This window comes from Pseudooctadecabacter jejudonensis (assembly GCF_900172275.1).
GTDB lineage: Bacteria > Pseudomonadota > Alphaproteobacteria > Rhodobacterales > Rhodobacteraceae > Octadecabacter > Octadecabacter jejudonensis.
Genome location: NZ_FWFT01000002.1, coordinates 535,973 through 562,817 on the forward strand (window position 1 = coordinate 535,973; position 26,845 = coordinate 562,817).

The 26,845-nt window shown below is 58.6% G+C and carries 27 protein-coding genes; 19 read left to right on the plus strand and 8 right to left on the minus strand.

What is annotated here, in order from left to right:
• Positions 1-70: 70 nt before the first annotated feature.
• From tsaD to PSJ8397_RS07760, 5 genes are all read left to right on the plus strand, one after another.
• A complete protein-coding gene (gene tsaD, locus PSJ8397_RS07740) occupies positions 71-1,165 on the plus strand; it encodes a tRNA (adenosine(37)-N6)-threonylcarbamoyltransferase complex transferase subunit TsaD (protein ID WP_085864008.1) in 1,095 nt (364 codons plus the stop codon).
• The gene (locus PSJ8397_RS07745; RefSeq protein ID WP_085864009.1) at positions 1,162-2,124 is read left to right on the plus strand and encodes an NAD(P)H-dependent glycerol-3-phosphate dehydrogenase; all 963 of its coding nucleotides are present in this window, start codon (positions 1,162-1,164) and stop codon (positions 2,122-2,124) included. Before tsaD ends, PSJ8397_RS07745 begins: the two co-directional genes overlap by 4 nt.
• A 2-nt stretch (positions 2,125-2,126) precedes the next feature.
• Positions 2,127-2,399 carry a YciI family protein gene (locus PSJ8397_RS07750; protein WP_085864010.1) on the plus strand — a complete coding sequence of 91 codons (273 nt, stop codon included), beginning with the start codon at positions 2,127-2,129 and terminating at the stop codon, positions 2,397-2,399.
• On the plus strand, positions 2,399-2,818 hold the full coding sequence (locus tag PSJ8397_RS07755) for an EVE domain-containing protein (RefSeq protein ID WP_085864011.1): 420 nt from the start codon (positions 2,399-2,401) through the stop codon (positions 2,816-2,818). Before PSJ8397_RS07750 ends, PSJ8397_RS07755 begins: the two co-directional genes overlap by 1 nt.
• Before the next feature lie 62 nt (positions 2,819-2,880).
• On the plus strand, positions 2,881-3,276 hold the full coding sequence (locus tag PSJ8397_RS07760; RefSeq protein ID WP_159453108.1) for a DUF1761 domain-containing protein: 396 nt from the start codon (positions 2,881-2,883) through the stop codon (positions 3,274-3,276).
• A gap of 222 nt (positions 3,277-3,498) precedes the next feature.
• On the opposite strand, the gene PSJ8397_RS07770 is transcribed toward PSJ8397_RS07760, so the two are convergent.
• The 3 genes from PSJ8397_RS07770 to ahcY all read right to left on the minus strand — a co-directional run bounded on the left by PSJ8397_RS07770 (position 3,499) and on the right by ahcY (position 6,154).
• Positions 3,499-3,840, minus strand: coding sequence for a DUF2853 family protein (locus PSJ8397_RS07770; protein ID WP_085864014.1), 342 nt, complete (start codon positions 3,838-3,840; stop codon positions 3,499-3,501).
• A 185-nt stretch (positions 3,841-4,025) separates the two neighbouring features.
• The gene (locus tag PSJ8397_RS07775) at positions 4,026-4,643 is read right to left on the minus strand and encodes a PRC-barrel domain-containing protein (RefSeq protein ID WP_085864015.1); all 618 of its coding nucleotides are present in this window, start codon (positions 4,641-4,643) and stop codon (positions 4,026-4,028) included.
• 122 nt (positions 4,644-4,765) lie between these two features.
• Positions 4,766-6,154 carry an adenosylhomocysteinase gene (gene ahcY / locus PSJ8397_RS07780; protein WP_085864016.1) on the minus strand — a complete coding sequence of 463 codons (1,389 nt, stop codon included), beginning with the start codon at positions 6,152-6,154 and terminating at the stop codon, positions 4,766-4,768.
• 106 nt (positions 6,155-6,260) lie between these two features.
• Here ahcY and PSJ8397_RS07785 point away from each other — a divergent pair, with 106 nt between their 5' ends.
• The 3 genes from PSJ8397_RS07785 to PSJ8397_RS07795 all read left to right on the plus strand — a co-directional run bounded on the left by PSJ8397_RS07785 (position 6,261) and on the right by PSJ8397_RS07795 (position 7,957).
• A complete protein-coding gene (locus tag PSJ8397_RS07785; RefSeq protein ID WP_085864017.1) occupies positions 6,261-6,851 on the plus strand; it encodes an HD domain-containing protein in 591 nt (196 codons plus the stop codon).
• A complete protein-coding gene (locus tag PSJ8397_RS07790; RefSeq protein ID WP_085864018.1) occupies positions 6,848-7,321 on the plus strand; it encodes a GNAT family N-acetyltransferase in 474 nt (157 codons plus the stop codon). The genes PSJ8397_RS07785 and PSJ8397_RS07790 overlap by 4 nt, the downstream gene beginning before the upstream one ends.
• Before the next feature lie 222 nt (positions 7,322-7,543).
• Positions 7,544-7,957: a LysR substrate-binding domain-containing protein gene (locus PSJ8397_RS07795; RefSeq protein WP_235000621.1), complete on the plus strand. Its 414-nt coding sequence runs from the start codon at positions 7,544-7,546 to the stop codon at positions 7,955-7,957.
• Positions 7,958-8,024: 67 nt separating this feature from the next.
• Here the strand turns inward: PSJ8397_RS07795 and PSJ8397_RS07800 are convergent, their stop codons facing one another.
• Complete coding sequence (locus PSJ8397_RS07800; protein ID WP_085864019.1) at positions 8,025-8,570, minus strand: ActR/PrrA/RegA family redox response regulator transcription factor; 546 nt, start codon at positions 8,568-8,570, stop codon at positions 8,025-8,027.
• Between the two features lie 62 nt (positions 8,571-8,632).
• Positions 8,633-9,262: an SCO family protein gene (locus PSJ8397_RS07805; RefSeq protein ID WP_085864020.1), complete on the minus strand. Its 630-nt coding sequence runs from the start codon at positions 9,260-9,262 to the stop codon at positions 8,633-8,635.
• Positions 9,263-9,350: 88 nt separating this feature from the next.
• Between PSJ8397_RS07805 and regB the strand changes: the two genes are divergently transcribed.
• The 11 genes from regB to PSJ8397_RS07860 all read left to right on the plus strand — a co-directional run bounded on the left by regB (position 9,351) and on the right by PSJ8397_RS07860 (position 24,512).
• Positions 9,351-10,733 carry a sensor histidine kinase RegB gene (gene regB / locus PSJ8397_RS07810; protein WP_085864021.1) on the plus strand — a complete coding sequence of 461 codons (1,383 nt, stop codon included), beginning with the start codon at positions 9,351-9,353 and terminating at the stop codon, positions 10,731-10,733.
• A gap of 60 nt (positions 10,734-10,793) precedes the next feature.
• On the plus strand, positions 10,794-12,392 hold the full coding sequence (locus PSJ8397_RS07815) for a PAS-domain containing protein (RefSeq protein WP_085864022.1): 1,599 nt from the start codon (positions 10,794-10,796) through the stop codon (positions 12,390-12,392).
• 40 nt (positions 12,393-12,432) lie between these two features.
• On the plus strand, positions 12,433-12,903 hold the full coding sequence (tsaE, locus tag PSJ8397_RS07820; protein ID WP_085864023.1) for a tRNA (adenosine(37)-N6)-threonylcarbamoyltransferase complex ATPase subunit type 1 TsaE: 471 nt from the start codon (positions 12,433-12,435) through the stop codon (positions 12,901-12,903).
• Entirely contained in the window at positions 12,896-13,846 is a 951-nt protein-coding gene (locus tag PSJ8397_RS07825; protein ID WP_085864024.1) for an aminoglycoside phosphotransferase family protein, read from the plus strand. Before tsaE ends, PSJ8397_RS07825 begins: the two co-directional genes overlap by 8 nt.
• Positions 13,843-14,526 (plus strand): nucleotidyltransferase family protein, encoded by a 684-nt coding sequence (locus PSJ8397_RS07830; protein ID WP_085864025.1) that lies wholly within the window; start codon positions 13,843-13,845, stop codon positions 14,524-14,526. Before PSJ8397_RS07825 ends, PSJ8397_RS07830 begins: the two co-directional genes overlap by 4 nt.
• Positions 14,519-17,458 (plus strand): double-strand break repair protein AddB, encoded by a 2,940-nt coding sequence (gene addB, locus PSJ8397_RS07835; protein WP_085864026.1) that lies wholly within the window; start codon positions 14,519-14,521, stop codon positions 17,456-17,458. The genes PSJ8397_RS07830 and addB overlap by 8 nt, the downstream gene beginning before the upstream one ends.
• Positions 17,455-20,823 (plus strand): double-strand break repair helicase AddA, encoded by a 3,369-nt coding sequence (addA, locus tag PSJ8397_RS07840; RefSeq protein ID WP_085864027.1) that lies wholly within the window; start codon positions 17,455-17,457, stop codon positions 20,821-20,823. The genes addB and addA overlap by 4 nt, the downstream gene beginning before the upstream one ends.
• A gap of 57 nt (positions 20,824-20,880) precedes the next feature.
• Positions 20,881-21,201, plus strand: coding sequence for a thioredoxin (gene trxA / locus PSJ8397_RS07845; protein WP_085864028.1), 321 nt, complete (start codon positions 20,881-20,883; stop codon positions 21,199-21,201).
• 114 nt (positions 21,202-21,315) lie between these two features.
• Positions 21,316-21,873, plus strand: a complete 558-nt coding sequence (gene hslV / locus PSJ8397_RS07850) for an ATP-dependent protease subunit HslV (protein WP_085864029.1) — start codon at positions 21,316-21,318, stop codon at positions 21,871-21,873.
• A 66-nt stretch (positions 21,874-21,939) separates the two neighbouring features.
• Positions 21,940-23,244, plus strand: coding sequence for an ATP-dependent protease ATPase subunit HslU (gene hslU, locus PSJ8397_RS07855; RefSeq protein WP_085864030.1), 1,305 nt, complete (start codon positions 21,940-21,942; stop codon positions 23,242-23,244).
• Between the two features lie 38 nt (positions 23,245-23,282).
• Entirely contained in the window at positions 23,283-24,512 is a 1,230-nt protein-coding gene (locus PSJ8397_RS07860) for an MFS transporter (protein ID WP_085864031.1), read from the plus strand.
• Here the strand turns inward: PSJ8397_RS07860 and PSJ8397_RS07865 are convergent.
• From PSJ8397_RS07865 to PSJ8397_RS07875, 3 genes are read right to left on the minus strand one after another with little or no spacing between them, the layout of a single operon-like run.
• The gene (locus tag PSJ8397_RS07865; protein ID WP_085864032.1) at positions 24,495-25,082 is read right to left on the minus strand and encodes a Smr/MutS family protein; all 588 of its coding nucleotides are present in this window, start codon (positions 25,080-25,082) and stop codon (positions 24,495-24,497) included. The genes PSJ8397_RS07860 and PSJ8397_RS07865 overlap by 18 nt on opposite strands.
• Positions 25,079-26,098 (minus strand): murein transglycosylase A, encoded by a 1,020-nt coding sequence (mltA, locus tag PSJ8397_RS07870; RefSeq protein WP_407691740.1) that lies wholly within the window; start codon positions 26,096-26,098, stop codon positions 25,079-25,081. The genes PSJ8397_RS07865 and mltA overlap by 4 nt, the downstream gene beginning before the upstream one ends.
• On the minus strand, positions 26,095-26,754 hold the full coding sequence (locus PSJ8397_RS07875) for a Tim44/TimA family putative adaptor protein (RefSeq protein WP_085864033.1): 660 nt from the start codon (positions 26,752-26,754) through the stop codon (positions 26,095-26,097). Before PSJ8397_RS07875 ends, mltA begins: the two co-directional genes overlap by 4 nt.
• Positions 26,755-26,845 lie beyond the last annotated feature (91 nt).

Genomic DNA, 26,845 nt, shown 5'->3' on the forward strand with positions numbered 1-26,845 from the left:
CCCCAGCCATTGTGGCGATTGCGGGCAAGTGTTACCTGCAAGGCATCCAGACGCAAGCAATGGGCACACCATGTCCGCATCCCGCACCATCCTCGGCATCGAAAGCAGCTGTGACGACACCGCCGCAGCCCTCGTCCGTGGGTCGCCAACGGGCGCCGAAATCCTGTCGAATGTGGTCTACGGCCAAACGGACGCCCATGCCGCATTTGGTGGTGTCGTGCCTGAAATCGCCGCGCGGGCCCATGCTGAAAAAATCGATCTTGCGGTGAAACAGTGTCTATCTGACGCCGGATTGACCATCAAAGACATCGACGGCATCGCTATCACCGCCGGTCCTGGATTGATCGGGGGCGTCTTGTCGGGCGTCATGTGCGCCAAGGGCATCGCCGCCGCGACAGGCCTGCCCTTGATCGGGGTCAACCACCTCGCAGGTCATGCGCTGACCCCACAACTCACCGATCACATTGAATTTCCATATCTGATGTTGCTGGTCTCCGGCGGGCATTGTCAGTTTCTGCTGGTCGAAGGCCCGGATCGCTACACCCGTTTGGGCGGCACAATTGACGACGCCCCGGGGGAGGCGTTCGACAAAACCGCGCGCATCCTTGGCCTACCCCAACCCGGCGGCCCCTCGGTTGAGGCCACGGCCAAAACAGGTGATCCCAAAGCCATCAAACTGCCGCGTCCGCTTTTGAACCGTGATGATTGCAACATGTCGTTCTCCGGTCTCAAAACTGCAATCCTGCGTGCGCGTGATGATCTGGTCGCCCAACATGGGGGTCTGCGCATAGGGGACCGCGCCGATCTTTGCGCCAGCTTTCAAGCAGCGATCACGGATGTTCTGGCCCACAAAACCCGCCGTGCACTGGCGGTTGCCCGCGCGAAAAACCCCGCTGTTCACACCGTCGCGGTGGCGGGCGGCGTTGCCGCGAACTCTGCGATCCGCGCAGAACTTCAGGCGATTTGTGCTGAAACAGGCACTGATTTTGTCGCACCCCCCCTCGCTCTGTGTACCGACAACGCCGCGATGATTGCCTTTGTTGGCCTGCATCGTCTGGCATCGGGCGATATCGATGACATGTCTCTGTCGGCACGCCCCCGTTGGCCACTTGATCAGACCAGCCCAACACTTTTGGGCAGCGGCAAAAAGGGGGCCAAGGCATGAAAATCGCTGTCGCCGGAGCGGGCGCATTTGGAACCGGTCTTGCCATCGCTTTGGCGGCGAACGGTCCTGTCACGCTCTGGGCGCGTGACCCAAAGGCCAGCGCCGCCATGCAAGCGACCCGCATGAACGCCGCGCGGCTGGACGGCTACACCCTGCCGGAGTCTGTCACGGCAACCTCAGACCTCAACGCTGTGTTTCAGGCAGACACCATTCTCCTCGCCATTCCGACGCAAAAACTCGGCGCATGGCTGGGCGAGCATGCGGAAAAGTTGCGCGGCAAACGCCTTGTCGCCTGTTGCAAGGGCATTGATCAAACGACCCTGCGCGGCCCCGTCGCCCTGATCGAAGCGACCGTGCCCGACGCCATCGCTGCCATGCTCACCGGCCCCAGTTTTGCAGCCGACATCGCGGGCCAGCTTCCAACCGCGCTCACCCTCGCCTGCGCGGATGAAGGCGAAGGCCCCTACCTTCAAGGCTGCCTGTCCACGCCCACCTTGCGCCTCTACCTCAGCCCCGATGTGATCGGCGCGGAATTGGGCGGGGCGCTGAAAAACGTCATCGCGATTGCCTGTGGTGTGTGTATGGGCGCGGGCTACGGCGAAAGCGCGCGCGCCGCTGTGATCACACGTGGCTTTGCGGAAATGCGGCGCATTGGCAAAGCCCTGGGCGCGGATCCGGAAACTCTCACGGGGTTGTCGGGGTTCGGGGATCTGGCGCTGACCTGCACGTCCGACGGATCACGCAACTACCGGTTCGGCCAATCCATCGGGGCGGCGCAAGATTTCGATCCCACCACCACCGTCGAGGGCGCCGCAACAGCCATATCAGTGTCTAACCTTGCCAAAAAGCATGATCTTGACCTACCGATTTGCACAGTGGTCGCTGCGCTTTCGGATGGGTCGATCACGCCGGACACGGCCCTTGCCACCCTTCTCTCCCGTCCTCTTCGAAAGGAATAACCATGCGTTTTGCCATCATCACCCGCGACAAACCCGATGCCCTTCAAATCCGTCTCGACACCCGTGAGGCGCATATCGCCTACCTCAAAGACACCGGCGTTGTCGAAATGGCGGGCCCGTTTCTGGACGCCGATGGCACCATGTGCGGTTCTCTCATTATCCTCACCGTGGACAGTCTTCAGGCGGCGCAAGATTGGGCCGACAATGATCCCTACGCCAAGGCGGGTCTGTTCAAACATGTTCGTGTCGAGGAATGGAAAAAGGTCATCGGGTGATGCGCTATTGGCTTTTTAAATCCGAACCCTCCACCTGGGGCTGGGACCAGCAAACCGCCAAAGGCGACGCAGGCGAAGAATGGGACGGCGTGCGCAACTACCAAGCACGCAATTTCATGCGAGAGATGTCGGTGGGCGACCGCGGCTTCTTTTATCACTCCCAGAAAGAGCGCGCCGTCGTGGGCATTGTCGAGGTCTGCGCCGCCGCCCACCCCGACAGCACGACAGACGATGACCGATGGGATTGCGTTGATATCAAGGCCGTCCGCCCCTTCACCACGCCCGTCACATTGGATCAGATCAAGGCGGATGAACGTCTGTCCGATATGGTTCTCGTCAAGAACTCTCGCCTGTCCGTACAGCCAGTGACGGACGCGGAATGGGCCGTCATTTGCGCCTTGGGCGACACCGATCCGTAAAAAAGACTAGGCAGATCGCCCTTTGGCGGGCACACTTTGTGCAGCCAACAGAGGGACTAACTATGGGAATTCTAGCGATCGTCGTTGGGGCAGCCGTGACATTTGCGTTCGGCGCGTTTTGGTATGGGGTGTTTTCGGACGCCTGGAAAAGCAGCAGTCAGGTGCCGTTGGACGCGGAGGGGAACCCGCAAAACATGCGCAGCCCAGTGCCATATGTGACCTGCGCCATCGCGCTGATCCTTGTCGCGGGGATGATGCGGCACAGCTTTGCAACAGCTGGCATCGACACGTTCGGCAAAGGTATCATTTCGGGCGCTGGCGTGGGCCTGTTCTTTGTCACACCGTGGATTGCCCTGTTTCACGGGTATTCGATGCACTCACATCGGCTGACGCTGATCAACGGCGGCTACGCAACCATCGGCTGTGCGCTGATGGGGGCGGCTTTGACGGTGCTTTGAACGAATGAAAGGGCCCAGGCACCCCGCCTAGACCCTTTCTCTCACCACGTGCACTCCAAAAAGCCACCACACGTATGTCTGAAACTGATCTAGGCCATCCTGGCCAACGGGGTTTGGATACACAACTGTCGCAATTTCACCAAACAAATTGCCCGTAAAATTTGCCTCAAAACAAAAACGCCCGCCGATACAGGCGGGCGTTTTCATTGGACTATGTGCGGCTTAGCCGTAGACGGCTTCTTTGCCGAAATGCTTGGTCAGCATGTAATAGATCACAGCGCGGTACTTATTGCGCTCCGATTTACCATAGGTCTCGATGACAGAGTTGATCGCTTCCATCAGCTGCGGGCCATCCGCCAGACCCAGCTTTTTCATCAGAAAATTCTTTTTGACCGTCTCAAGCTCGGACTCTTGGCTTCCGGCCACGGTCGACGCATCTGCGTTGTAAATGGATGGACCGCACCCGATGGTGACTTTGGTCAACAGATCCATATCAGGCGTCATGCCGCACTTATTCTTCAGGTCATCCGCATATTTTGCGATCAAATCGTCACGTTTGCTCATGGTATTCTCCCACCTTTGGTCTCACCGTACATCGGCGCTGCACATAGGTTAATGGCAGATGGGCCCATCTCAAAGGGGAATTGCGCAGGAACGACAGCCCTATCCGACCACGGCGGAACTTGGACGTTCCGCACAAAAAACGCCCGGTGATCCTCTCACCGGGCGCCTTTTTTCGTCAATCGCGATTAGCTGATGACATAGTCCCCCTCGAGACCTTCCAGCTCACTTTCATCGATCTCCGGCATCGCTTCCAGCTCAGCTTCGGTCGCCTCATCAAGGATCAATTCACCGTCAATCATGGCAAAATTGCCCAGCGGCAATGCCACGGTGTATTCGCCCAGACCAAGGAAACCGCCAATGCCGATCACGGCCTTGTAGTCCATCCCGTCGGAGATCACATAATCGATCTCACCGACGTCCTCGCCATCGGCGCTCATGACATCAAGGCCCACAATCTGGTCAACGGTCATGCCGCTGAACTGGGAAATCTGCTCCAGTCCTTCGTCTTCCATGGCCATGTCGGCGTCGGCTGTCAGTGTGCCTTCGCTGTCCATGTCCGCCTCACCGTTCAGGGTCTCTGCGGTGACTGTCATGTCGTCTTCACCGTCACCGGCCAGCGTTGCATCATCTGCGGCATCGGCCGTCATCATGTCGCCGTCTTCACCTTCGACCTCGGTATCGACGTTGGCAAACGTCTCTTCCATTTCCACGTCCATTGCCGTGTCTTCAGTCTCTGTTTCGGCAAAAGACGGCGCTGTAAGCGCAATGGTCAGGGCAGTGGTCGTCATCAGTGTCTTAAACATTTTCAATCTCCTGTGTTGAGTTTGATATTGCCTGAAGAACACAAAAAACCCCGCAGCTGTTCCGCTGCGGGGTGTGAAATTTTGATCGGAACCAAACGCCTCAAACGGCGTTAACGGCGTATTTAGTAGCGGTAGTGCTCCGGCTTGAACGGCCCCTCAGGGGACACACCGATATAGGCGGCCTGATCTGGGTCCAGCTTGGACAGCTTCACGCCGATCCGGTCCAAATGCAGACGAGCGACCTTTTCGTCCAGATGCTTGGGCAGGATGTAAACACCCGGCTGATATTCGTCGCCCTTGGTCCACAATTCGATCTGCGCCAACACCTGGTTGGTGAACGACGCGGACATCACGAAGGACGGGTGGCCCGTTGCGTTGCCAAGGTTGAGCAAACGGCCCTCAGACAGCAGGATCAACCGGTTGCCGTTCGGCATCTCGATCATGTCCACCTGTTCTTTGATGTTCGTCCACTTGTGGTTCTTCAGGTTTGCCACCTGAATTTCGTTGTCGAAGTGGCCGATGTTGCCGACGATCGCCATATCCTTCATCTCGCGCATGTGCTCGATCCGGATGACGTCTTTGTTGCCGGTGGTGGTGATAAAGATGTCCGCCGTGCTCACAACCTCATCAAGCGTCGTCACCTGGAACCCGTCCATCGCGGCCTGCAGCGCGCAAATCGGGTCCACTTCCGTCACGATCACGCGCGCACCGGCACCGGCCAAGGACGCAGCAGACCCTTTGCCCACATCGCCATAGCCCATCACAACCGCGACCTTACCGGCCATCATCGTGTCCGTGGCGCGGCGAATGCCGTCGACCAGCGATTCCTTGCAGCCGTATTTGTTGTCGAACTTCGACTTGGTCACACTGTCGTTGACGTTGATCGCAGGGAACGGCAGCTGGCCTTTCTTGTGCAGATCGTACAGGCGATGTACGCCCGTTGTCGTTTCCTCGGACACGCCTTTGATCTGCTCGCGCATTTTGGTGAACCAACCGGGGCTGGCCTTCATCCGCTTTTCGATCTGCGCCTTGATCACGGCCTCTTCTTCGGACTGCGGCACGGCGATCACATCCTCACCGGCTTCCATCCGCGCGCCGAACAGGATGTACAGCGTCGCATCGCCCCCATCATCAAGGATCATGTTTGGCCCGTCGTCGAACAGGAACGACTTGTCCAGATAATCCCAGTGCTCCTCCAAGGATTGCCCCTTGATCGCAAAGACAGGCACACCAGCTTCGGCAATCGCGGCCGCCGCGTGGTCTTGCGTCGAGAAAATGTTGCACGACGCCCAGCGCACATCGGCGCCCAGCTCAACCAGCGTTTCAATCAGAACGGCGGTCTGGATTGTCATGTGCAAAGACCCGACGATCCGCGCACCCTTCAACGGCTTGCTTTCACCGTATTCCTCACGACAGGCCATCAGGCCCGGCATTTCGGTTTCGGCGATGTCCAGCTCACGGCGGCCAAACGCGGCCAGTTCAATGTCTTTGACGATGTAGTCTTTGGCCATCACGGCTCTCCTTGCATCCATGTTGCCGCGGTGACTATCACCCGCGCCCCCTCTCGACAATCGGCTAGTTTGCGCCTTAGGGTCGCGCTTTGGTCAAGGGGGCACAATGAAACAAACGCGCGCATGGCAAAGGATGCTGTCCGGCCGCAGGCTTGACCTGCTGGACCCGACGCCGATGGACATCGAAATTGAGGATATCGCCCATGGGCTGGCCTTCGTGGCGCGCTGGAATGGGCAGACGCGGGGTGACTACGCCTATTCCGTGGCCGAACATTCATTGCTCGTGGAACAGATTTTCGGCCAGATGAATCCCAATGCGCCGGTCAAATGGCACCTTGCCGCTTTGCTGCACGACGCCCCTGAATATGTCATCGGGGACATGATCAGCCCCGTGAAGGCCGCCGTTGGGCCGGGCTATGAAACGCTGGATGATCGGCTGATGGCGGCCATCCACATCCGTTTTGGCTTGCCCGCCCAAGTGCCCGCTGCGATCAAAAAGCAGATCAAAAAGGCCGACAAAATCAGCGCCTGGCTGGAGGCCGTTCAAATCGCCGGGTTCACCGAAGCCGAGGCTGATAAGTTCTTCGGAAAAATCGACCCTAACACGGCCCAAACTGCTGAAATTCGCCTGCGTCCCCCCGTGCAGGTCCGCACCGATTTCACCGCGCGCCATGCCCAACTGATGGACCAGTTATGACCCTCACCGCCCGTTCCATGACCGCAGCAGACATCCCCGCGTGTTGCGCCATCATCAACCACACGATCAGCCTTGGCGGCACCACCGCCTACGAAGATCCGTATTCCGAGGCCGATCTACAGGCGCATTATCTGCACGAGGCGCGCGTCTCAACCGTCGCCCTCGACGGGGATCGCATCGTGGGCTTTCAGGCCGCGTTTGAAATTGAACCGGGCGTCTTTTCAATTGGGTCCTTCACCGATCAGCAATCCCCCGTGCGCGGTGCAGGCGCCGTGATGATGGAGAAAACAAAATCCGACTGCCGCGCCGCTGGCGGCACCTCCATCATTGCGAAAATCACCTCCGACAACACGGGCGGCCTCGCCTATTATTCCAAAATGGGGTTCGTTGACGAAACCGTCCTCACCGGTGAATTCACCCGCAAGGACGGCACCGTGGTAGACCGCGTGATCAAACGGTTCATGCTTTAGGTCGGTTCAGGGAAACCGCCCCAATCACTACAATTGCCAGTACGGGCTCAGGACTGCGCGCACTCGAAGATCATTTTGGCCTGTCCCTGATGACCCGTGAGGGGCGCGGTATGGCCCTCACCGCCGACGGGCAACGTCTGGCCCTCGCCCTGACGGAGGCCTTCGGCACCATCGCCACCGCAAGCCGTGATTTGCTCGATCAGTCCAAAACCCGCGCGGTTCGTGTGGCGACAACCCCGCCTGATGGCCGCCGGTCATGTCGCCGTAGCCGCGCCATCCTATATCGGGGACAGGCCCGTGACCTGCCTTGGCGATTTAAAGGGCAGTCGCTGGGTCGTCGATGGGATGCGCTCGGAAGAGCGAATGTGGATCGCAGAAAACGGGATCGACCTAAACGAGGAAACCGTCACCCAATTCCCGACCAGCCAATTCAGTCGGGAGGCCGCGCTGTCCGGCCTCGGCATCACGGTGCTGCCCGCCCCGATTGCGGACCAGTTGGAACGCGACGGCAAAGTCATCAAACTGTGCGAAGAAGAAAACTCCGACATCGCCTACCACATCCTCACCAGACCCGAAATCGTGTCGCCCACGCGGGACGTTTTCGTGAAATGGTTAAGGGCGGCTGCCAGCCTCTGAGCCATACGGCTGCCATACGCAAGCCATACGCAAGCCATACCAGCAAAACATGGAAAAAACGCGAAGGTTAACGGGGGCTACGCTTCGCCAAAATCCGCTGCAACGTCCGGCGGTGCATGTTCAACCGACGGGCGGTTTCAGACACGTTCCGGTCGCACAATTCATACACCCTCTGGATATGTTCCCACCGCACCCGGTCCGCCGACATCGGGTTTTCCGGCGGCGGCGGAAGCTCATCATCCTTGGACAAAAGCGCGTTCATCACATCCGCCGCATCAGCGGGTTTCGACAGGTAATCAGTGGCCCCAATTTTCACCGCTGCCACCGCTGTGGCGATGGCGCCATAGCCCGTCAAAACAACGATTCGGCTTTCAGGCCGCCGTTCTCGCAAGGTCTCGACCACGTCCAGCCCCGTGCCGTCCTCAAGCCGCAGATCGACAACCGCATAGGCGGGCGGACGCGCCGTCGCAATGGCCTTACCCGCGGCAACACTGTCAGCGGTTTCCACTGCAAAACCACGTTTTTCCATAGCCTTAGCCAGCCGCCGCAAAAACGGCTCATCGTCATCCACCAACAGCAGGGAGGGGTCTTCGCCAATCGCGTTCTGTTCCATACCTTACCTCATCTTGTTGGTTCAGAGGTAGCGCCGACATACCAATCGGTCAAACCAACGCGTCAACTTGCCCGATCTGCAGCATCCACAAAGCACGCAAGGCTCTGTGCCATATCCTCTGGCGGCACGTCCCGGCGAAAGAATTCAACAAAACCATGATCGGGGAAAACAAGGTATGACAGCGACGTGTGATCCACGAGGTAGTAGTCATCATCGCTGTCTTGTTTGGCGTAATAGGTCCGATACGCCTGCGATGCAGCACGCACCTGTTCGGGAGACCCCGTGAGGCCGATCATGTCGTCGCTAAAGTTATCCGCAAAGTCCCGCACCACATCCACGGTGTCCCGTTCCGGATCAATCGAAATGAACACAGGGGTCACTGTGTCGCCCTGTTCTTCCTCCACGATTTCAACGGCTTGTGCATTGCGCAACACATCCAGCGGGCAGACGTCGGGGCAGAATGTATAGCCGAAGTAGATCAAGGTCGGCCCGGTGATCACATCTTGATCCGTCACGGTCACACCGTCATCGCGAACCAGTTCAAACGGGCCCCCAATCGCACCCCCGGCCGCTGTCGATGCGCGGCACTGGGCAAACACGTCATCAGATCCGTTGATCTGGGTGGCCGCGAACGTTCCACCCAAAAGGGCAACAACGACTGCTCCGGCGGCGATGGCATAAGTCTTGGACATTGGACCCCTTTATAAAAAGTCTCGCAGTTGACGTCTTCCTATGCGCACCATCTATCAGGGTGAAATCACAACAACGTAACAGGGCAAAATGGCGCAGATCGAAGCCGAGGTTTTTCAGAACGAAAATCGCAGCAACTGGCTGCGGATGCGCACACTTGTGGTGTTGCGGTGGTTTGCCATTGCGGGCCAGATCGGGGCGGTTCTCGCCGCCCTTTATATCTACAATCTCACGCTTGAGGTCGGCTTGATCGCGGTGGTGATCGGCGCGCCTATTCTTGTGAATCTGTTCTCGGTTTTCCTCTACCCTGAAAACCGCCGGCTGTCAGAAAGTGAGGCGGATCTCCTCATTGGGTTTGACCTCGTTCAGCTTGGGTTTTTGCTCTATCTGACGGGCGGTCTGAACAATCCCTTTGCGTTGTTGATCCTTGCCCCGATCACCGTCGCCTCAACGATCCTTCCCTTGCGCAGCAGCCTCATTCTCGGCGGTATGGCGCTGGTTGTCGTAACAGTCCTGCGGTTTTTCAACATCCCCATCATGACAGAGAACGGCGCGCCACTGTTGCTGCCGGAAATCTTTGTCTTCGGCTTTTGGCTTTCCCTTGTGATCGGGGTTGTTTTCGTGGGCATTTATGCGCGGCAGGTCACCCAGGAAACCCTCTCAATGGGGGAGGCTCTGGTCGCCACGCAAATGGCCCTTGCGCGGGAACAAAAGCTGACCGACCTGGGCGGGGTCGTCGCAGCAGCCGCCCATGAACTTGGGACACCGTTGGCCACCATCAAACTGGTCAGCAGTGAGCTGATGGATGAACTGGAAAGCGGAAGCGACCTTCAAGATGACGCAAAGCTGATCCGCGACCAAGCCGACAGGTGCCGTGACATTCTGCGATCCATGGGACGGGCCGGAAAAGAAGACCACCTTCTAAGGCAGGCCCCGATTGAAACCGTTGTACGTGAGGCAAGCGAACCCCATCTTGACCGCGGTAAAGTGGTGGATATTGAAACCCTTCCCCCAGAAAACGGCCCCGTCCGCCAACCGGATATCTTTCGACGGCCTGAGGTTATTCACGGTCTTCGGAACCTCGTTCAAAACGCCGTCGACTTTGCGCATGCCACTGTCCGGATTGAGATCAGTTGGTCAGACACCATCATCAGTGTCCGCATCAGCGACGACGGGTCGGGGTTTCCCCAGTCTGTCCTGGGCCGGATCGGGGATCCCTTTATGAGACGACGGCGTTTGTCCGAAACGCGATCACAACGGCCCGGCTACGAAGGGATGGGCCTTGGGTTGTTCATTGCCAAAACCCTCCTTGAAAGGTCGGGCGCAACATTGGGGTTCGCCAATGGTGGGGCACGGGCCTTGTCCGGCTTGCGCGGTGGTGCCATCGTCAGCGTTCAATGGCCGCGGCCCGCCATCGAAGCAGGGGCGGAAACAAGCCGTGGCGCATTGGGCCAGAATACTCCGATCACCTAAGCTTTAACGGCAAATTAACCTATTGAGAGCACCTTGAGATGACTGAGTCGGAGGCTGCTTATGGGTCAGGACATTTTGGGTGTGGTCGGCGCGCTCCTCATCGGGGGATGCTTCGCCACGGGCCTGATCTTTTATTGGATCAAATCCACATCAAGCGATTCCAAAACCCTGCGCACCTTGATGCATGAGGCGGAGGGGTCGATCACATTCCTCTTTGACGACACACTGCTGGTCGATGCGACGCCCCGGGCATACGAACTGTTGCGGGCGTCCAAAGACGACCGGTCAGATTGGGAAGCTTTCCTGACATTGCTGTCTGCGCGCTTTCCCTTGCTGCGGTCACAACTGTCTACCTTGGCGGAAAAGGGGCACATGAAAATTGCCCCGTCGGACAACCAAACAGGTTGGATTGATGCCGAATACTGGCGCGGTCTGGCACGCCTGACGCTCGTTCAAGATCGCGATCATCCGAACGAAACCGTTGATCCCCTGACGGCTGCCGCGATGGAACATGAACTTGAGACGTTGCGCGGGATCGGTGAAAACTCCCCCATGTTGATTTGGAAACGAGACGCCGAAGGTGTTCTGGTTTGGGCCAATCGTGCCTACATCGAACTCAGCGAAACCATATTTCCCCTCGACGACAATGAAATCCGCCCATGGCCTCCGAAAGAGATTTTCGTCGATGCGTCCAAGCCGGCGGGCACGGCCCCGATCATCGAAATGCATCGCATTGATTTTATGGACCATACCGCCCCCACCTATTTTGAAATCACCAGCCTGAAACGCGGCACAGACACAATCCACTTTGCCGTCGATTCAACGGCGGTCGTCACAGCCCAGGACGCCCAGCGCAACTTCGTGCAGACCCTGACAAAAACGTTCGCCCAACTGTCTGTCGGTCTGGCCATTTTTGATTCTGACCGCAGGCTGGTCATGTTCAACCCGGCGCTGCTGGATCTCACCGAACTTCCGTCTGACTTCCTGATCGCGCGCCCGACGCTCTTCGCGTTTCTGGACAGGCTGCGGGATCAACAAAGGATGCCTGAGCCCAAAAACTACTCCAACTGGCGCGACAACATGGTTGAGCTTGAAAATGCGGCCGAAGAGGGCAGCTATCACGAAAGATGGCTCTTGCCCAACGGGCAAACCTTCAGGGTTTCCGGAAAACCTCATCCTGATGGCGCAATCGCATTTCTGTTCGAAGACATAAGTGAGGAGATTTCGCTCACGCGGAAATTTCGCTCCCAGATCGACGTAAGCGCTGCTGTCTTTGATAACCTTGACGCGGCGATTGCCGTTTTTTCGTCTGCGGGATCCCTGATCATGTCCAACACAGCCTATCGCGCCCTTTGGGGTGGGGATGCAGACGGTATTTTGGCCAGCCGCGAATTTGAGGATGAATTGAAGGTCTGGCAGGGGATTGCGTCGCCCTCACCCGTCTGGGTCAAGTTAACCGAAGCCGTCAACCACGCCTCCAAAGATATGGTTTGGGATGACATCATTCGGGTGGGGCAGTCCCTCAAACTCACCTGCCAATATGCCGCTTTGCCCGATGGCAACCACCAGATCATGTTTTCGCGCCTCGAAGAGGCTGAACCCGAGGGCTTGGAATTTTCCAGCCACAACATCGCATTGTCCCGCAAGGCCTCTGGCTGATTGCTCTTGCGGGTGTCAGCCCAGACTTTAATGATGCGGCATGACCCTTCAAACGCTGGACATCCCGCTTTGCGACGCTGCTGCCACAGATGCCCTTGGTGAAAGGCTGTCAGCTGCTGCACAGATTGGCGATTGCATCCTCCTCAAGGGTCAAATTGGCGCCGGTAAATCAGCATTGGCCCGCGCGTTCATTCGCGCGCGCCTTGGCCCCGACACCGAAGTTCCGTCGCCAACCTTCACCCTCGTCCAAACGTATGAAACCGCCGACGGTGACATCTGGCATGCAGATCTTTACCGGCTTGGCGACACGCAAGAGGCTGTCGAACTTGGCCTAACGGAAGCCTTCGACACCGCCATCACTCTCATTGAATGGCCGGACATTTTGGGTGAGATGACGCCTACAGATGCTCTCATCGTTGAACTGTCAGTGCGTGAGGACGACCACCTCGCACATCTTGTTTTTTCGGACCGCTGGGCCCAACGCATCCAACAGATTGCAAACGATGCGTGACGCTGAAATTGCAGATTGGCTGGCCGCGTCGGATTGGTCCGACTGGAAAAGAACCGTTCTTGCGGGCGATGCGTCTGCCCGCCGATATGAACGTCTGTCAAAACAGGGGGAGACCGCCATTCTGATGAATGCGCCACCCCTACAGTGCGGCAGTCAGAAACCCTTCGTTGCAATCGCGGAACACCTCAGATCCCTGGGTTTGGCTGCGCCGCACATATTGGCATTCGATGAGGCCTTAGGTCTGATGATCCTCAGCGATCTGGGAACATCAGACGTGGCGCAACACCTGCGCATCCGCCCCCAAGATGAGGCACTGATCTACGAGGCCGCAACCGACGTTTTGGCGCATCTGTCCGCCTCACCGGCGCCAACCGGCTTGATGATCATGACACCACAGGTCGGGGCGGACATGTTGGACCCGGCGTTTGACTGGGCTTGTGTCGATCAAAGCACTGATCTGAAATCGGACATCAAGGCACAAATGGCAGATGTCTTGATGCAGGTGTCACCTGATCCCAAAACACTCTCTTTGCGTGATTTCCATGCGGAGAACCTGATCTGGAGGGCGGATAAATCGCATCCTGATCGCATCGGACTGCTTGATTTTCAGGACGCGTTTGTCACGCATCCGGCCTATGATCTCGCCTCTTTGATCCGTGACGCGCGACGGGACGTTTCCCCTGATCTTCTCCCGCGGCTTGTCGCAAGGCTGGCAAAAGACGTTGATGAAGACACGATGACCGCCGCATTCCACACGATGGCGGTTCAGCGCAATCTTCGCATTCTCGGGATTTTTCACAAACTCGCCAAACAGCAAGGCAAGCCGCGCTATCTGGATTTACTGCCTCGCGTCAAACACCACCTATGGACCGATCTGCAGGTGAACCACCTTGCAGACCTCCGCCCCCTTGCGCGTCGCGCTTTTGGATTGAACGACGGATGACACAGCCTCCCACCTCCATCCTCCTGTTCGCCGCAGGCCGTGGCACGCGCATGGCACCGCTGACCGACACCCAGCCAAAGCCCATGATCAAAGTCGCGGGCCGACCCTTGCTTGATCATGCCCTTCAGTTTTGCGGCGGCCTCAATCGTGTGGTGAATGTCCACTACCTCGCCCACCAGATTGAGGACCATCTGCGCGGCACTGACATCAAAATTTCCAACGAACGGGATAAACTGCTGGAAACGGGAGGGGGGTTAAAAAAGGCGCGTGATCTGCTGGGCCCTGACCCCGTTTTTGCCATGAACACCGATGCTGTTTGGGCAGGGCCGAACCCTCTCGACCTTCTGCAAACGGTATGGGACCCTGATCACATGGACGGGCTTTTGTTGATGATCCCGCGCCCGAACGCGACCGCGCATATCGGAACGGGCGATTTCAACATTGCCGAAGATGGCCGCATTTCGCGCGGGTCCGATTTTGTGTATTCCGGTGTCCAGATTATTCGGACGGACATCTTGGACACCATCGACGAAGACGCGTTTTCGATGTGGTCGCTCTGGACCCCGATGCTGACGGCGGGTCGCCTGTTCGGGGCCGTGTATACCGGTCAATGGTGCGATGTGGGCCGCCCCGAAAATATCGCAACGGCTGAACATATGTTGGGGGCGTCTCATGTTTGATCCAACATCAACCCCGCGGCTTTATGCGGTGCCCCTTGGCCACGACTTTTCGCTTGAGCTGTATCGCGGCCTCCGCAGCAGGTTCGCTGGAATGTCCCCCACGGACGTCGCGCGGGTCGAAATTTACGTCAACACCCGCCGCATGGCGCGCCGCCTCACCAGCTTGTTTCACCAAGGCGACGCCAGCCTTCTGCCCCGCATCAGGTTGGTCACCGATCTTGCCCATGATGTCATTTCCCACTCCATCCCGCCTGCGACTGCCCCCCTCAAACGAAAACTCGAAGTCGCGCAGCTGGTCAAAGGCCTGCTAGAGGTTGATCCGACTTTGGCGTCCCAAGATTCGGCTTTTGATTTGGCCGATAGCCTTGTGGCGCTGATGGCCGAAATGCAGGGCGAAGGCGTGGCACCGGGAGTTCTTTGGTCTCTCAACATTGCGGATCAATCCGGTCATTGGGATCGTGCGTTGAAGTTCGTAAACCTCGTCCAGAAGTTTTTTGTCGACGATCAGCTGGATGGCGAAGGCCGACAACGACGGGTGGTCGAAACGCTGATCGATCGGTGGACATCCAACCCACCAACCCATCCGATCATCGTCGCAGGGTCCACCGGATCGCGGGGCGCCACATCCCTTTTCATGCAGGCGGTCGCAGGTTTGCCGCAGGGGGGCATCGTTCTGCCGGGGTTTGACCGTGATATGCCCGCCGAGGTTTGGGATATGCTTGACCCTGACGAAGGTGGAGAAGATCACCCGCAGTTCCGGTTCAAAACCCTCTGCGCCTCACTTGGCGTTTCGCCACAACAGGTGCCCACTTGGGGTGACGAAGCAGTGTCTAATCCCGCGCGAACCGCGCTCATTTCCCTCTCTCTCCGCCCCGCGCCGGTCACGCACCAGTGGATCAAAGACGGCCCAGGTTTGAATGACCTGCAAGGGGCGACTGAAACAATGACGTTGATTGAGGCCCCGACCCCACGGGCCGAGGCTGACGCGATTGCCGCCCGCCTGCGTCAAGCGGTTGAAGACGGGCAGACATCCGCCCTCATTTCACCTGACCGGATGTTGACCCGTCAGGTGACCGCCGCGTTGGACAGATGGGGCATCACACCGGACGATTCCGCAGGTCAGCCCTTGCATCTGTCAGCCCCCGGGCGGTTTCTGCGTCATGTCGTTGATATCATGGCCGAGGGTTTGGATGCGGAACGTCTTCTGATTCTTCTGCGCCATCCGCTGACCAATTCTTCCGCCGCGCAAACCCGTCACGCGCTTCACACCAATGATTTGGAATTGCGCCTGCGCCGGTATGGCCCCGCCTTTCCTGACCGCGACAGCCTGCTGGAGTGGGCGAACAAAACCTCCGACAAGCACCCGGATCGCGTGGCTTGGGCGGCCTGGGTCAGTGAGTGTTTGACCCGCCCGGTCGCACAATCAGACGCGCCTCTCCCCGATCACATCGAAACACACCTCTCCATTGCGGGCACCCTTGCCAAAGGGCCGGATGGTGATGGAACGGGGGGCCTGTGGCTGAAAAAAGCGGGCAGTGAGGCAAAGCGCGTCATGTCTGATCTAAGCCACCACGCCGAACACGGTGGCACGATGTCCGTGCGGGAATACCGCCGCCTTGTTGGCAATATCCTAGCGGCGGGCGAAGTGCGTGACCGCGACGAAGGGCACCCGAACGTGTTGATCTGGGGCACGCTTGAGGCGCGGGTGCAATCCGCCGATCTGGTGATCCTGGCGGGTCTGAACGAAGGCACTTGGCCAGAGGCCGCGGCGCCTGACCCATGGCTCAACCGGCCTTTGCGCAAGGAAGCGGGGTTGCTCTTGCCCGAGCGCCGCATCGGGCTGAGCGCGCATGACTATCAGCAAGCCGTCTGCGCGAAAGAGGTCATCATCTCCCGTGCTGTTCGGTCGGATGAGGCGGAAACCGTTCCGTCCCGTTGGGTGAACCGTTTGATCAATCTGATGGGTGGCTTGATCGACCAAGGCGGCCCCGCCTGTCTGTCCGCGATGCGCAGCCGCGGTGATCATTGGCTTGCCTTGGCGGCAACCATTGCCGCCCCGACCACAAAAACACCGTCCGCCCCGCGTCCGTCCCCCCGTCCGCCAACCCATGCGCGGCCGGATCAGCTGTCTGTCACCCAGATCAAAACCCTGATCCGCGATCCCTATGCGATCTACGCGCGCAAGGTGCTGGGCCTCAATGCGCTTGACCCGCTGGCGCAGTCCGCCAGCGCGCCCTTGCGTGGGATCATCGTTCACAAAATCCTCGAGCGGTTCATCACGCAAGGCATTGACCCATCGGATACGGATGCCGAAACGCGGTTGATGGAGATCGCAGATGACGTTCTGCAAACGGAATGTCCGTGGCCCGCCACACGCGCCCTTTGGCGCGCGCGCATTCAAGGGTTTGCGGCCCATTTTCTGACCGAAGAAATCGACCGTCAGGCAAATGCCAAGACCATCGGCACGGAACTGTGGGGGGAACAACGGCTTTCATCCGTGGCCTTTACCCTGACAGGAACCGCCGACCGCATCGATCTGTCTGATGAGGGTGAGGCGCTGATTTACGACTACAAAACAGGCACTGTTCCAAGCGAAAAACAACAACTCCACTTCGACAAGCAACTTCTGCTTGAGGCGGCGATGGTCGAAAAAGGTGCGTTCAAAAAGGTGGGGTCTGTCCGCACCAAAGCCGCCGTTTATGTGGGCCTCGGCTCTGCCCTGAAAAACCAGGCGGCACCGCTGAAAAAATCGCCCGCACTGGAAACATGGGACCGGTTTGAGGGCTTGATCGGCAAATGGATGGACCCCGCGAAGGGCTACACCTCCCGCAGCGCCAATGAAACGACACGGTTCGAAGGCGCATATGACCATCTGGCGCGATACGGCGAATGGGACGAAACCGATGATCCATTGGTGGAGGACATGGAATGATCCCCGACGACGCCACCCGCCGCCAGATTGAGGCAGCAGATCCCGCGCGCTCCACATGGCTGAGTGCCAATGCGGGGTCTGGCAAGACGCGTGTTTTGACCGATCGTGTGGCACGGTTGCTGCTTGCGGGCACGCGGCCGGAGAACATCCTTTGCCTGACCTACACCAAAGCCGCCGCGTCCGAGATGCAGAACCGTCTGTTCCAACGACTGGGCGAATGGGCGATGATGCCAGCGGACAAACTGCGCGATGATCTGCGTGATCTTGGGATCAGCGATGCGTTGGACCCGAAATTTCTTGCCACCGCACGCACCCTGTTTGCCAGCGCCATTGAAACGCCGGGCGGTCTGAAAATTCAGACGATCCATTCGTTCTGCGCAGGCGTCTTGCGCCGCTTTCCGCTTGAGGCTGAGGTCAGCCCCCAGTTTAAGGAAATGGAAGACCGCGCCGCACAGCTGCTGCGCGAAGACGTGTTGGACGACATGGCGACAGGGCCGGACAAGCCCGCCCTCGACGCCTTCGCGACCTATTTTACCGGTGCTGATGTGGGCAAATTTTTGGCGGATGTTTCGGGGCGCAAAGCGGCCTTCGCCACCCCGCCCAGCGATGATCAACTGGCCGGGCGGCTGGGTCTGATCCACGGGATTGATCGCGATGCGGCGCTGAAAATTGCGTTCATCGGGGGCGAAGATGATCTTGCCAATGATCTGTCAGACGCGGCCCCCAATGCCTCCGCCTCCTACGTGAAGTTCGCGGCACGTTTATCGGGCCTGAACCTGAAATCACCTGATATGGCCGTGTTAGAGACGTTATTTGAGATGTTCCTCACAAATGGTCAGCGCCGCAAATGGCCCGCGTCCAACCATAAATCCGCGTGGGAGGCGTTTGAGGATATCCTTGATGATGTCTACGCGTTCATGGACCGTGTCGCAGCGGCTTGGGATTACCTCAACGCGATTTCGGCGTTTCACAAAACCCGCGCGCTTTATACCTTCGCGCAGCCCTTCATCACCCGGTACGAGCGTAAAAAGCTGGAACGAGGTGCCCTCGATTTCGATGATCTGATCGGTAAAGCAAAGGCGCTGTTAGAAGATCCAGCCGTCGCCCAATGGGTGCTGTTCCGGCTTGATGGCGGGGTGGACCATGTGTTGGTGGACGAAGCGCAGGATACTTCCCCCGATCAATGGGACATCGTGCGCCTGCTGACGCAGGAATTTTCCACCGGGCTTGGGGCCAACCCTGACCGTGACCGCACTGTGTTTGTGGTGGGCGACAAAAAACAATCGATCTATTCCTTTCAGGGCGCAGACCCGGAAGGCTTTGACCGAATGCGCGAATATTTCGCCGAAGAGTTGGAGAAGGTCCAAAAGCCGCTGCAAAAAACCGAACTCGAATACTCGTTCCGGTCTTCAGCGGCGGTGCTGCAATTCGTTGATCAGACGTTCAAAGGCGACATGGCCGAAGGTCTGGATGACCGGATCAATCATCTGGCGTTCAAAGATGATATGCCGGGCCGCGTAGACGTTTGGCCTGTCGTTGAACCCGTCACGACGAACGATGATCGCGAATGGGATGATCCTGTCGATCTGAAAGGCGACACCAATCACGACGTCGTCTTATCACGGACCATCGCTGCTGAAATCAAACGCATGATCGACCATGAAACCCTGCCGGTGAAGGCGAAGGGCGACAACGATTGGACCCGCCGCAAAATCACGCCCGGTGATATTCTGATCCTCGTTCAGCGACGGTCTGATCTGTTTGGTGAAATCATCGCCGCCTGCAAATCCGCAGGGCTTGATATTGCAGGCGCCGACCGGTTGAAGCTGGGCGGTGAGCTTGCCGTCAAAGACATCTCGGCCCTGCTGCAATTCCTTGCCTTGCAGGATGATGATTTGTCCCTTGCCGCCGCGCTGAAATCGCCGCTGTTCGGCTGGTCCGAACGCGATCTTTACGCCCTCGCCCAGCCGCGCAAAAAGGGTCAAACCCTGTGGGAGGCGCTCCGCACGTCGGGCAAGCACACCGCAACTGTCGATGTTCTGACAGACCTGCGCAACCAATCCGATTTTCTGCGCCCCTACGATCTGATCAACCGCGTGCTGATCCGCCATGACGGACGACGCAACCTGCTGGCGCGGCTGGGTCATGAGGCAGAAGATGGCATCGACGCCTTGCTGTCACAGGCGCTGGGCTACGAACAATCAGATGTGCCAAGCCTGACGGGTTTCCTCAGCTGGCTGCAGACCGAAGACGTGACCGTCAAACGCCAAATGGACACCGCAGGTGACCGTATCCGCGTAATGACGGTGCATGGGGCCAAGGGGCTTGAGGCCCCGATCGTCATTCTCCCGGACACGAGCACCCGCAAACGAGAGGTTAAAGGCGATTTCCTGATCGACGACGCAAATGTCTTTTGGAAACCGGCCTCGCCTGTCATGCCCGACGTTCTCGATGCTGTGAAACAAGACATGCTGACGGCACAGGATCGCGAACGCAGGCGGTTGCTCTACGTGGCGCTGACCCGCGCCGAAAGCTGGCTGATCATCGCCGCTGCGGGCAAAACAGGTGAGGATCGTGACGACAGCTGGCATGCAACCGCCCTGTCCTCCATGGCGCATCTGGATGCGGTTGATCTCATCACACCCTTGGGTGGTGGAAAACGGTTCAGCCGGTGGAACTGGGATGCCGGTGAGATAGCCGCGCACACCGCACCCGCTGCCAACTCCAACGCGACCCCCGGTTTCGGCGCAATGTTGCCCCCTGTTCCCGAACGCCCCAAAACGCTGTCGCCCTCGGATCTTGGCGGGGCCAAGATCATGCCCGGTGAAACCCATACCGATGACAGCGACCTGGCGCTGGCCTACGGACGCCTCATCCACCTGCTGCTTGAGGTTTTGCCGGATGTTCCCCCCGATCAACGACAGACCCTTGCGACATCGTTGATCCAGAACCAACCGGACGCAGGTGTGGTCGGTGACATCACGTCCCTCATTGCCGAAGCCCTCGCCGTGATTGAGGATCCGCACCTCGCATGGGTGTTCCAGAATGCCTTGGTTGAGGTTCCAATCTCCGCCGACCTGCCCCACCTTGGGCCGGATCGCACCTTCGGCCTCATCGACCGACTTATCGTCACCGAAACCGACGTCATCGCCGTCGACTACAAATCGAACCGCGCCACGCCCCCCACAGCCGAGGCCACACCCGATGGACTGATCCGTCAGATGGCCGCCTACCGCGATGCCCTGCGCCTGATTTACCCCAGCAGACGTATTCGCACCGTTCTGTTGTGGACCAAGACCCTCCAAACCACAGAATTGCCCGACGCTGTGCTTGACAGTGCTCTCAATGATGTGAGGTCGCCTTGACGGCCCTGCCCCCCGCTCTTAGGTTCCCACTCCAAACACATCTTCAGGAGCAAACAGATGGCCACCGTAGCAGTAACAGACGCAACCTTTGACGCCGAAGTGCGCCAGTCCGACATTCCCGTGGTCGTAGATTTCTGGGCTGAGTGGTGCGGCCCATGCAAACAGATCGGCCCTGCCCTTGAAGAACTGTCGTCCGAGATGGACGGCAAGGTGAAGATCGTCAAAGTGAACGTCGACGAAAACCCCAACTCTCCTGCCCAAATGGGCGTGCGCGGTATTCCTGCGCTGTTCATGTTCAAAAACGGCGAAGTCGTGTCCAACAAAACAGGTGCTGCCCCCAAGGCTGCCCTGCAGGGTTGGATCGAAGAAAGCATGTAAATCGCCCATGGCGATGGTTCAGGGGCGTCCCATCGGGGCGCCCTTTTTCGTTGGAACCTTGCAGGCACAGCCCAGCGCCGCCATATAAATCCGTGAATGACGAAAGGACGACCCATGGCAGACGACAGCTTTCCCAACTGGCACGGCACAACGATCATTGGCGTGCGCAAAGGCGGCAAAGTCGTCATTGCAGGTGACGGGCAGGTGTCCGTGGGGCAAACCGTTATGAAAGGCACAGCCCGCAAGGTGCGACGCCTTAGCCCTGGCGGAAATGACGTGATTTGCGGGTTTGCCGGATCGACCGCCGATGCTTTCACGCTGCTCGAACGGCTTGAGAAAAAGCTGGAGGCCACGCCAGGCCAACTGGCCCGCGCCTCCGTCGATCTGGCCAAAGACTGGCGGACCGATAAGTACCTGCAAAAGCTGGAGGCGATGCTGATCGTCAGCGACGGAACCGATCTGTTCGTTATCACCGGCGCGGGCGACGTGTTGGAACCCGAACATGACGTTACCGCCATCGGATCTGGTGGCAATTATGCGCTCGCCGCAGGGCGCGCCTTGATGGATCAGGATCTGGATGCAGAAGACATCGCGCGGCGCGCCATGGCCATCGCCGCTGACATCTGCGTCTACACGAACGGCAATCTGACCGTCGAAACCATCGCACCATAGACCCAGAGTTTCCTCGAAACTCTGCCAACAAAATCTCAATGAGATTTTGCCTCCGAAAGGATCAACATGACAGACCTAACCCCCCGCGAAATCGTCTCGGAACTGGACCGGTTCATCATCGGCCAAAAAGACGCGAAACGTGCCGTTGCGGTTGCCCTGCGCAACCGTTGGCGCCGCAAACAGCTGGGCGATGACCTGCGTGATGAGGTCTACCCCAAGAATATCCTGATGATCGGGCCCACCGGCGTCGGCAAAACCGAAATCTCCCGCCGCTTGGCAAAACTCGCCCGTGCGCCCTTCATCAAGGTTGAGGCGACGAAATTCACCGAGGTCGGCTACGTTGGCCGCGACGTGGAACAGATCGTCCGTGATCTGGTCGAAGCCGCCATCGTAGAAACCCGTGATTACATGCGCGAGGACGTGAAACAAAAGGCCCATGAGGCCGCCGAGGAACGTGTGATCACCGCCATTGCCGGCGACGACGCGCGGTCCGGCACCCGTGACATGTTCCGCAAAAAGCTCAAGACCGGTGAGTTGGACGATACGGTTATCGAACTTGAACTCACCGACACGTCGTCTCCTTTGGGCGGCATGGAAATCCCCGGTCAACCGCCCGGCATGGGGGGCATGGATCTGGGCGCGATGTTCGGCAAGGCCTTTGGCGGACGCACGGTGCGCAAGAAGGTGACCGTCGCACAATCCTATGATCTGCTGATCGCGGATGAGGCGGACAAACTTCTGGACGACGAAACCGTCACCAAGAAGGCGCTGGAGGCGGTTGAGCAGAACGGTATCGTCTTCCTGGATGAGATCGACAAAGTTTGTCGCAACGCCGACGCGCGTGGCGCGGATGTCAGCCGCGAAGGTGTGCAACGCGATCTGCTGCCCCTGATCGAAGGCACCACCGTCAGCACCAAACACGGGTCCGTCAAAACCGACCATATCCTGTTCATCGCATCAGGCGCATTCCACATCGCGAAACCGTCCGATCTTTTGCCCGAACTTCAGGGGCGTCTGCCGATCCGCGTCGAACTCCGCGCCCTGACGGAGGACGATTTTGTCCGCATCCTGACAGAGACCGACAACGCGCTGACACGTCAGTACACCGCCCTCATGGGCACCGAAGAGGTCACGGTGAATTTCACCGACGACGGCATCGCCGCCCTCGCCCGCATCGCGGCTGAGGTGAACGAAAGCGTCGAAAATATCGGCGCGCGGCGTCTTTACACGGTGATGGAACGCGTGTTCGAAGACCTCAGCTTCACAGCACCTGACCGGTCCGGCGACACAATCGACGTGAACGCCGCCTTTGTCGAAGAACACCTGGGCGAACTTGCCCGTTCAACAGATATCAGCCGCTACGTGCTTTAGGGCTTTCGCATATCCGCGAAGACGTCCAACAAGGACGGATGAGCGATAGCGGTTATCTGACCTTCATCAAACAAAACGCGCCCTTCCTTGCGACGGGCGCGCTTTTGTCGTTCCTCAGCAGTTTTGGGCAAACCTTCTTCATCTCGATCTTCGGCGGAGAGATCAGACAAAGCTATGGCCTGACCAACGGGGAATGGGGCGTGATCTATATGATCGGCACCGGCGCATCGGCCGCTGTGATGGTCTTTGCAGGCGGCCTTGCTGACAGGTTCCGTGTGCGGCAACTGGGCATCACGGTCATCCTTCTTCTCGGCCTGTCGTGTGTGTTGTTGGCCCTCAACCCCATCGCAGCCCTGCTGCCGCTTGTCGTGTTTTGCCTGCGGTTTTTCGGCCAAGGTATGACAACGCATGTGGCCACTGTCGCCATGTCCCGCTGGTTTGTCGCCACGCGCGGGCGCGCCTTGGCGGTTGCGGCCATGGGATTCATGCTGGGTGAGGCGACGTTGCCTTTGTTCATGGTCTGGCTGAAATCCCTCATAGATTGGCATCTGATCTGGATCGGCTGTGCCGTGTTTTGCGCGGCCATGGCACCCGTTCTGTTCTGGCTTTTGCGTCTTGAACGCACGCCCCAGTCGGTTGCGAATTCCCCGCAGGCCACTGGCCTGTTCGGCAAACACTGGACCCGTGCTGACGCCCTGCGCCATCCGCTGTTTTGGGCGATGGCCCCCGCTGTGATGTCCTTTTCCGGCTTTGGCACAGCATTCTGGTTTCACCAGGTCCATTTCGCTGAGATCAAAGGGTGGTCGCACCTGTCACTCGTTGCGGTGTTTCCCTTGGGCACGATCACCCTCTTCGCCTCTACCATCGGCTATGGCTGGTTGGTGGATCGCATCGGGGCCGTCCGCCTTTTGCCGTTGTATTTGATCCCATACATCGTGGCCTTCATCCTGCATTGGTACGCGCCCACATTAGGCTGGACGGCTTTGGCCGTGATCCTGATGGGGGCCGCGGGTGGCGGCCAGGCAACCTTGTTGAACGCTTGCTGGGCGGAGTTTTTCGGCACACAGCACTTGGGATCCATCAAAGCAGCCACGACCGCCCTCATGGTTCTTGGATCTGCCCTTGGGCCAGGGGTATCCGGTTGGTTGATAGATATCGGCGTCGGGTTTGAGGTTCAGATGCTGGGCTATGCCGCGACATTCGCCATCGCCGCTGCCCTGCTGATATACCCCGTCCGCCTTGCACGGGCGTCAGCGGCTGCGACGTAGATAAACATAATAGGCCCCGCCGCCCCCGTGGCGCACGTGCGCCTCACTCACCTGCAGGACCAAAGCAGACAATGGCGCCATCGCCAGCCATTGCGGCACCTGATGCCGTAAAACGCCGAACTTCGTGGGGATCGGCCCCCCATCATCGCGATGTTTACCCTTGCCCGTGATCACCAAAACCAGCCGATATCCCGCTTGCGCCGACCGCAGCACAAACCCCGTCAACGCCGGATGCGCCTGCGCCAAGGTCATGCCATGCAAATCAATCCGCGCCTCTGGTTTCAGCTTGCCGCGTTTCAGCCGCCCATACGCTTTGTTGTCCATCTGAACCGGGGCGGACCGCATCTGCTGCGCCAATGACGGCATCAAATCATGGTCCGCTGAATGATCCACCGATTGTCCGACCTTGAACGCAGGCATCTTGCGGGGGGCGACAGGGGCCGAAACAGCTGGCGCTTTGGGTGCGGGGCGGACGACCTTTGCCTTGGGCTTGTCCAACGGGTCCGCCCTTTGGGCGACCATATCCCACAGGGCTTTTTCCTCCGCCGACAGATGGCGCGGCTTTCTCATTCGATGACATCCGGCAAAAGCGCGTAGGCTGCCTGCAACGGCATCAACACCACCATGCGCCCACCGTCTTTGATCCGGCCAGCGTCACGCCCCGCGCGGTCGCCTGTCCCAAAGAAAATATCAGCCCGCTGCGATCCCTTGATCGCAGAACCGGTATCCTGCGCCACCATAAGGCGGTTCAACGGATCAGCGCCCTGCTTTTCGATCCAGACGGGCGCGCCCAAAGGCACATAAGCCGGATCAACCGCGACAGTGCGCATCGTTGTGACACTGCGGTTCATGGCACCAAGGGGCCCCTGATCTGCGGGGACTTCGTTCACTTCACGGAAGAACACAAAGCTTTCATTCGCCCACAACAGCTTTCGCCCCTCTTCCCCGTTGGAGCGAACCCAATTTCGGATCACATCAGCGGACACTTGGTGCGGCTGGTAAATGCCACGATCGACCAAGGCCAAGCCGACAGACGAATACTCCCGCCCGTTGGCCCCGCCATAACCCACGCGCAACCAACCGCCCGTGTCCAACCTGACGCGGCCCGATCCCTGCACTTGCAGGAAAAACACATCCACCGGGTCGTCAATCCAGGCGATTTCCAGTCCTTGATTGGCATACGCGCCCGTTTCTTCGATCTCACGTCGGGAATACTGGCCCGGGTTTGAGGGCAGCCGATACAAGGGGTACTGATACGGGCCGCCACGGGTCAAAGACCCGCGCAGCTCCGGTTCAAAATATCCCGTAAACAAGGCGTCTTGCCCATCATCGATCAGAACCGGCGTAAAGAAACGTTCGAAGAATCCGCGCGCTTCCTGGCCCTGCCGCGCGACATCACACAGGCCCTTCCAATCCGCACTGCGCATATCGCCACAGGTGTTCAAAAACACCTCCAACGCCGCTTGATGATCGTCCTCGGCCCAACCGGCCAGATCGTCAAACTGCAAAAGCTGATAGGTTGGTTGCGCCATTGCTGCCCCCGCCGACATCAGCGACAGCCCAAGGGCTGCCGCGCGCAGGATCATTCGCCCGTGGCGACGAGGAACCAGTTCGGATCGCCCGTGCCCATCTTGCGGCCGAACGTCCAGACGTCGCGTTGTTTCTTCACATCTGTGGGCGATCCTTCGATCAGATCACCACCTTTGTCGTAAACGGCAGATGTGCTTTCACTCAGGAATTTGACCGACACTTCGGCCTCTTTCGTTGCTTCGTTATATTCCGCATCCACGAGGGACGTCTCAGAAATGCCAACGAAGGTAAAATCGACGCTGAGCCCGTTTTTCTCCCGCGCGTCTACGACACCGGCAAAGGCCTCATACACGTCGTCGGACAGAAACGGTTTGATATCCGCCAGATCGCCATTTTCAAAGCCCGTCAAAATCATCTCATAGGCGCCACGCGACCCACGCAGAAATTCACGCACGTTGAACGACCGGTCATCCGCCTTCATCTTTGTCAGGGCGGCGGCGGCATCACTGCCTTCGTCCACATAATCTGTGATGTCGGGATCAGGCCCACCCTCGATCACGTCAAAATCCGGTTGGGCGCGACGTGATGGCTCGGGCGCCTGCACGCGTGGCTTTTCGAACCCTTCACGGGTGCCCAGTACGCTGCGCAGACGAAGGATCAAAAAGATCGCAATACCGGCAAGCACCAAAAGCTGAAGGATAGGCGAATTCATAAGCGTTTCTTTCCTATAAGTGGTAACAAGCTGTTTCGTTTCTTATGTAGGGTTCGGGCGGGTGCAAGTCCACCGCTGCCCCACGGATTCA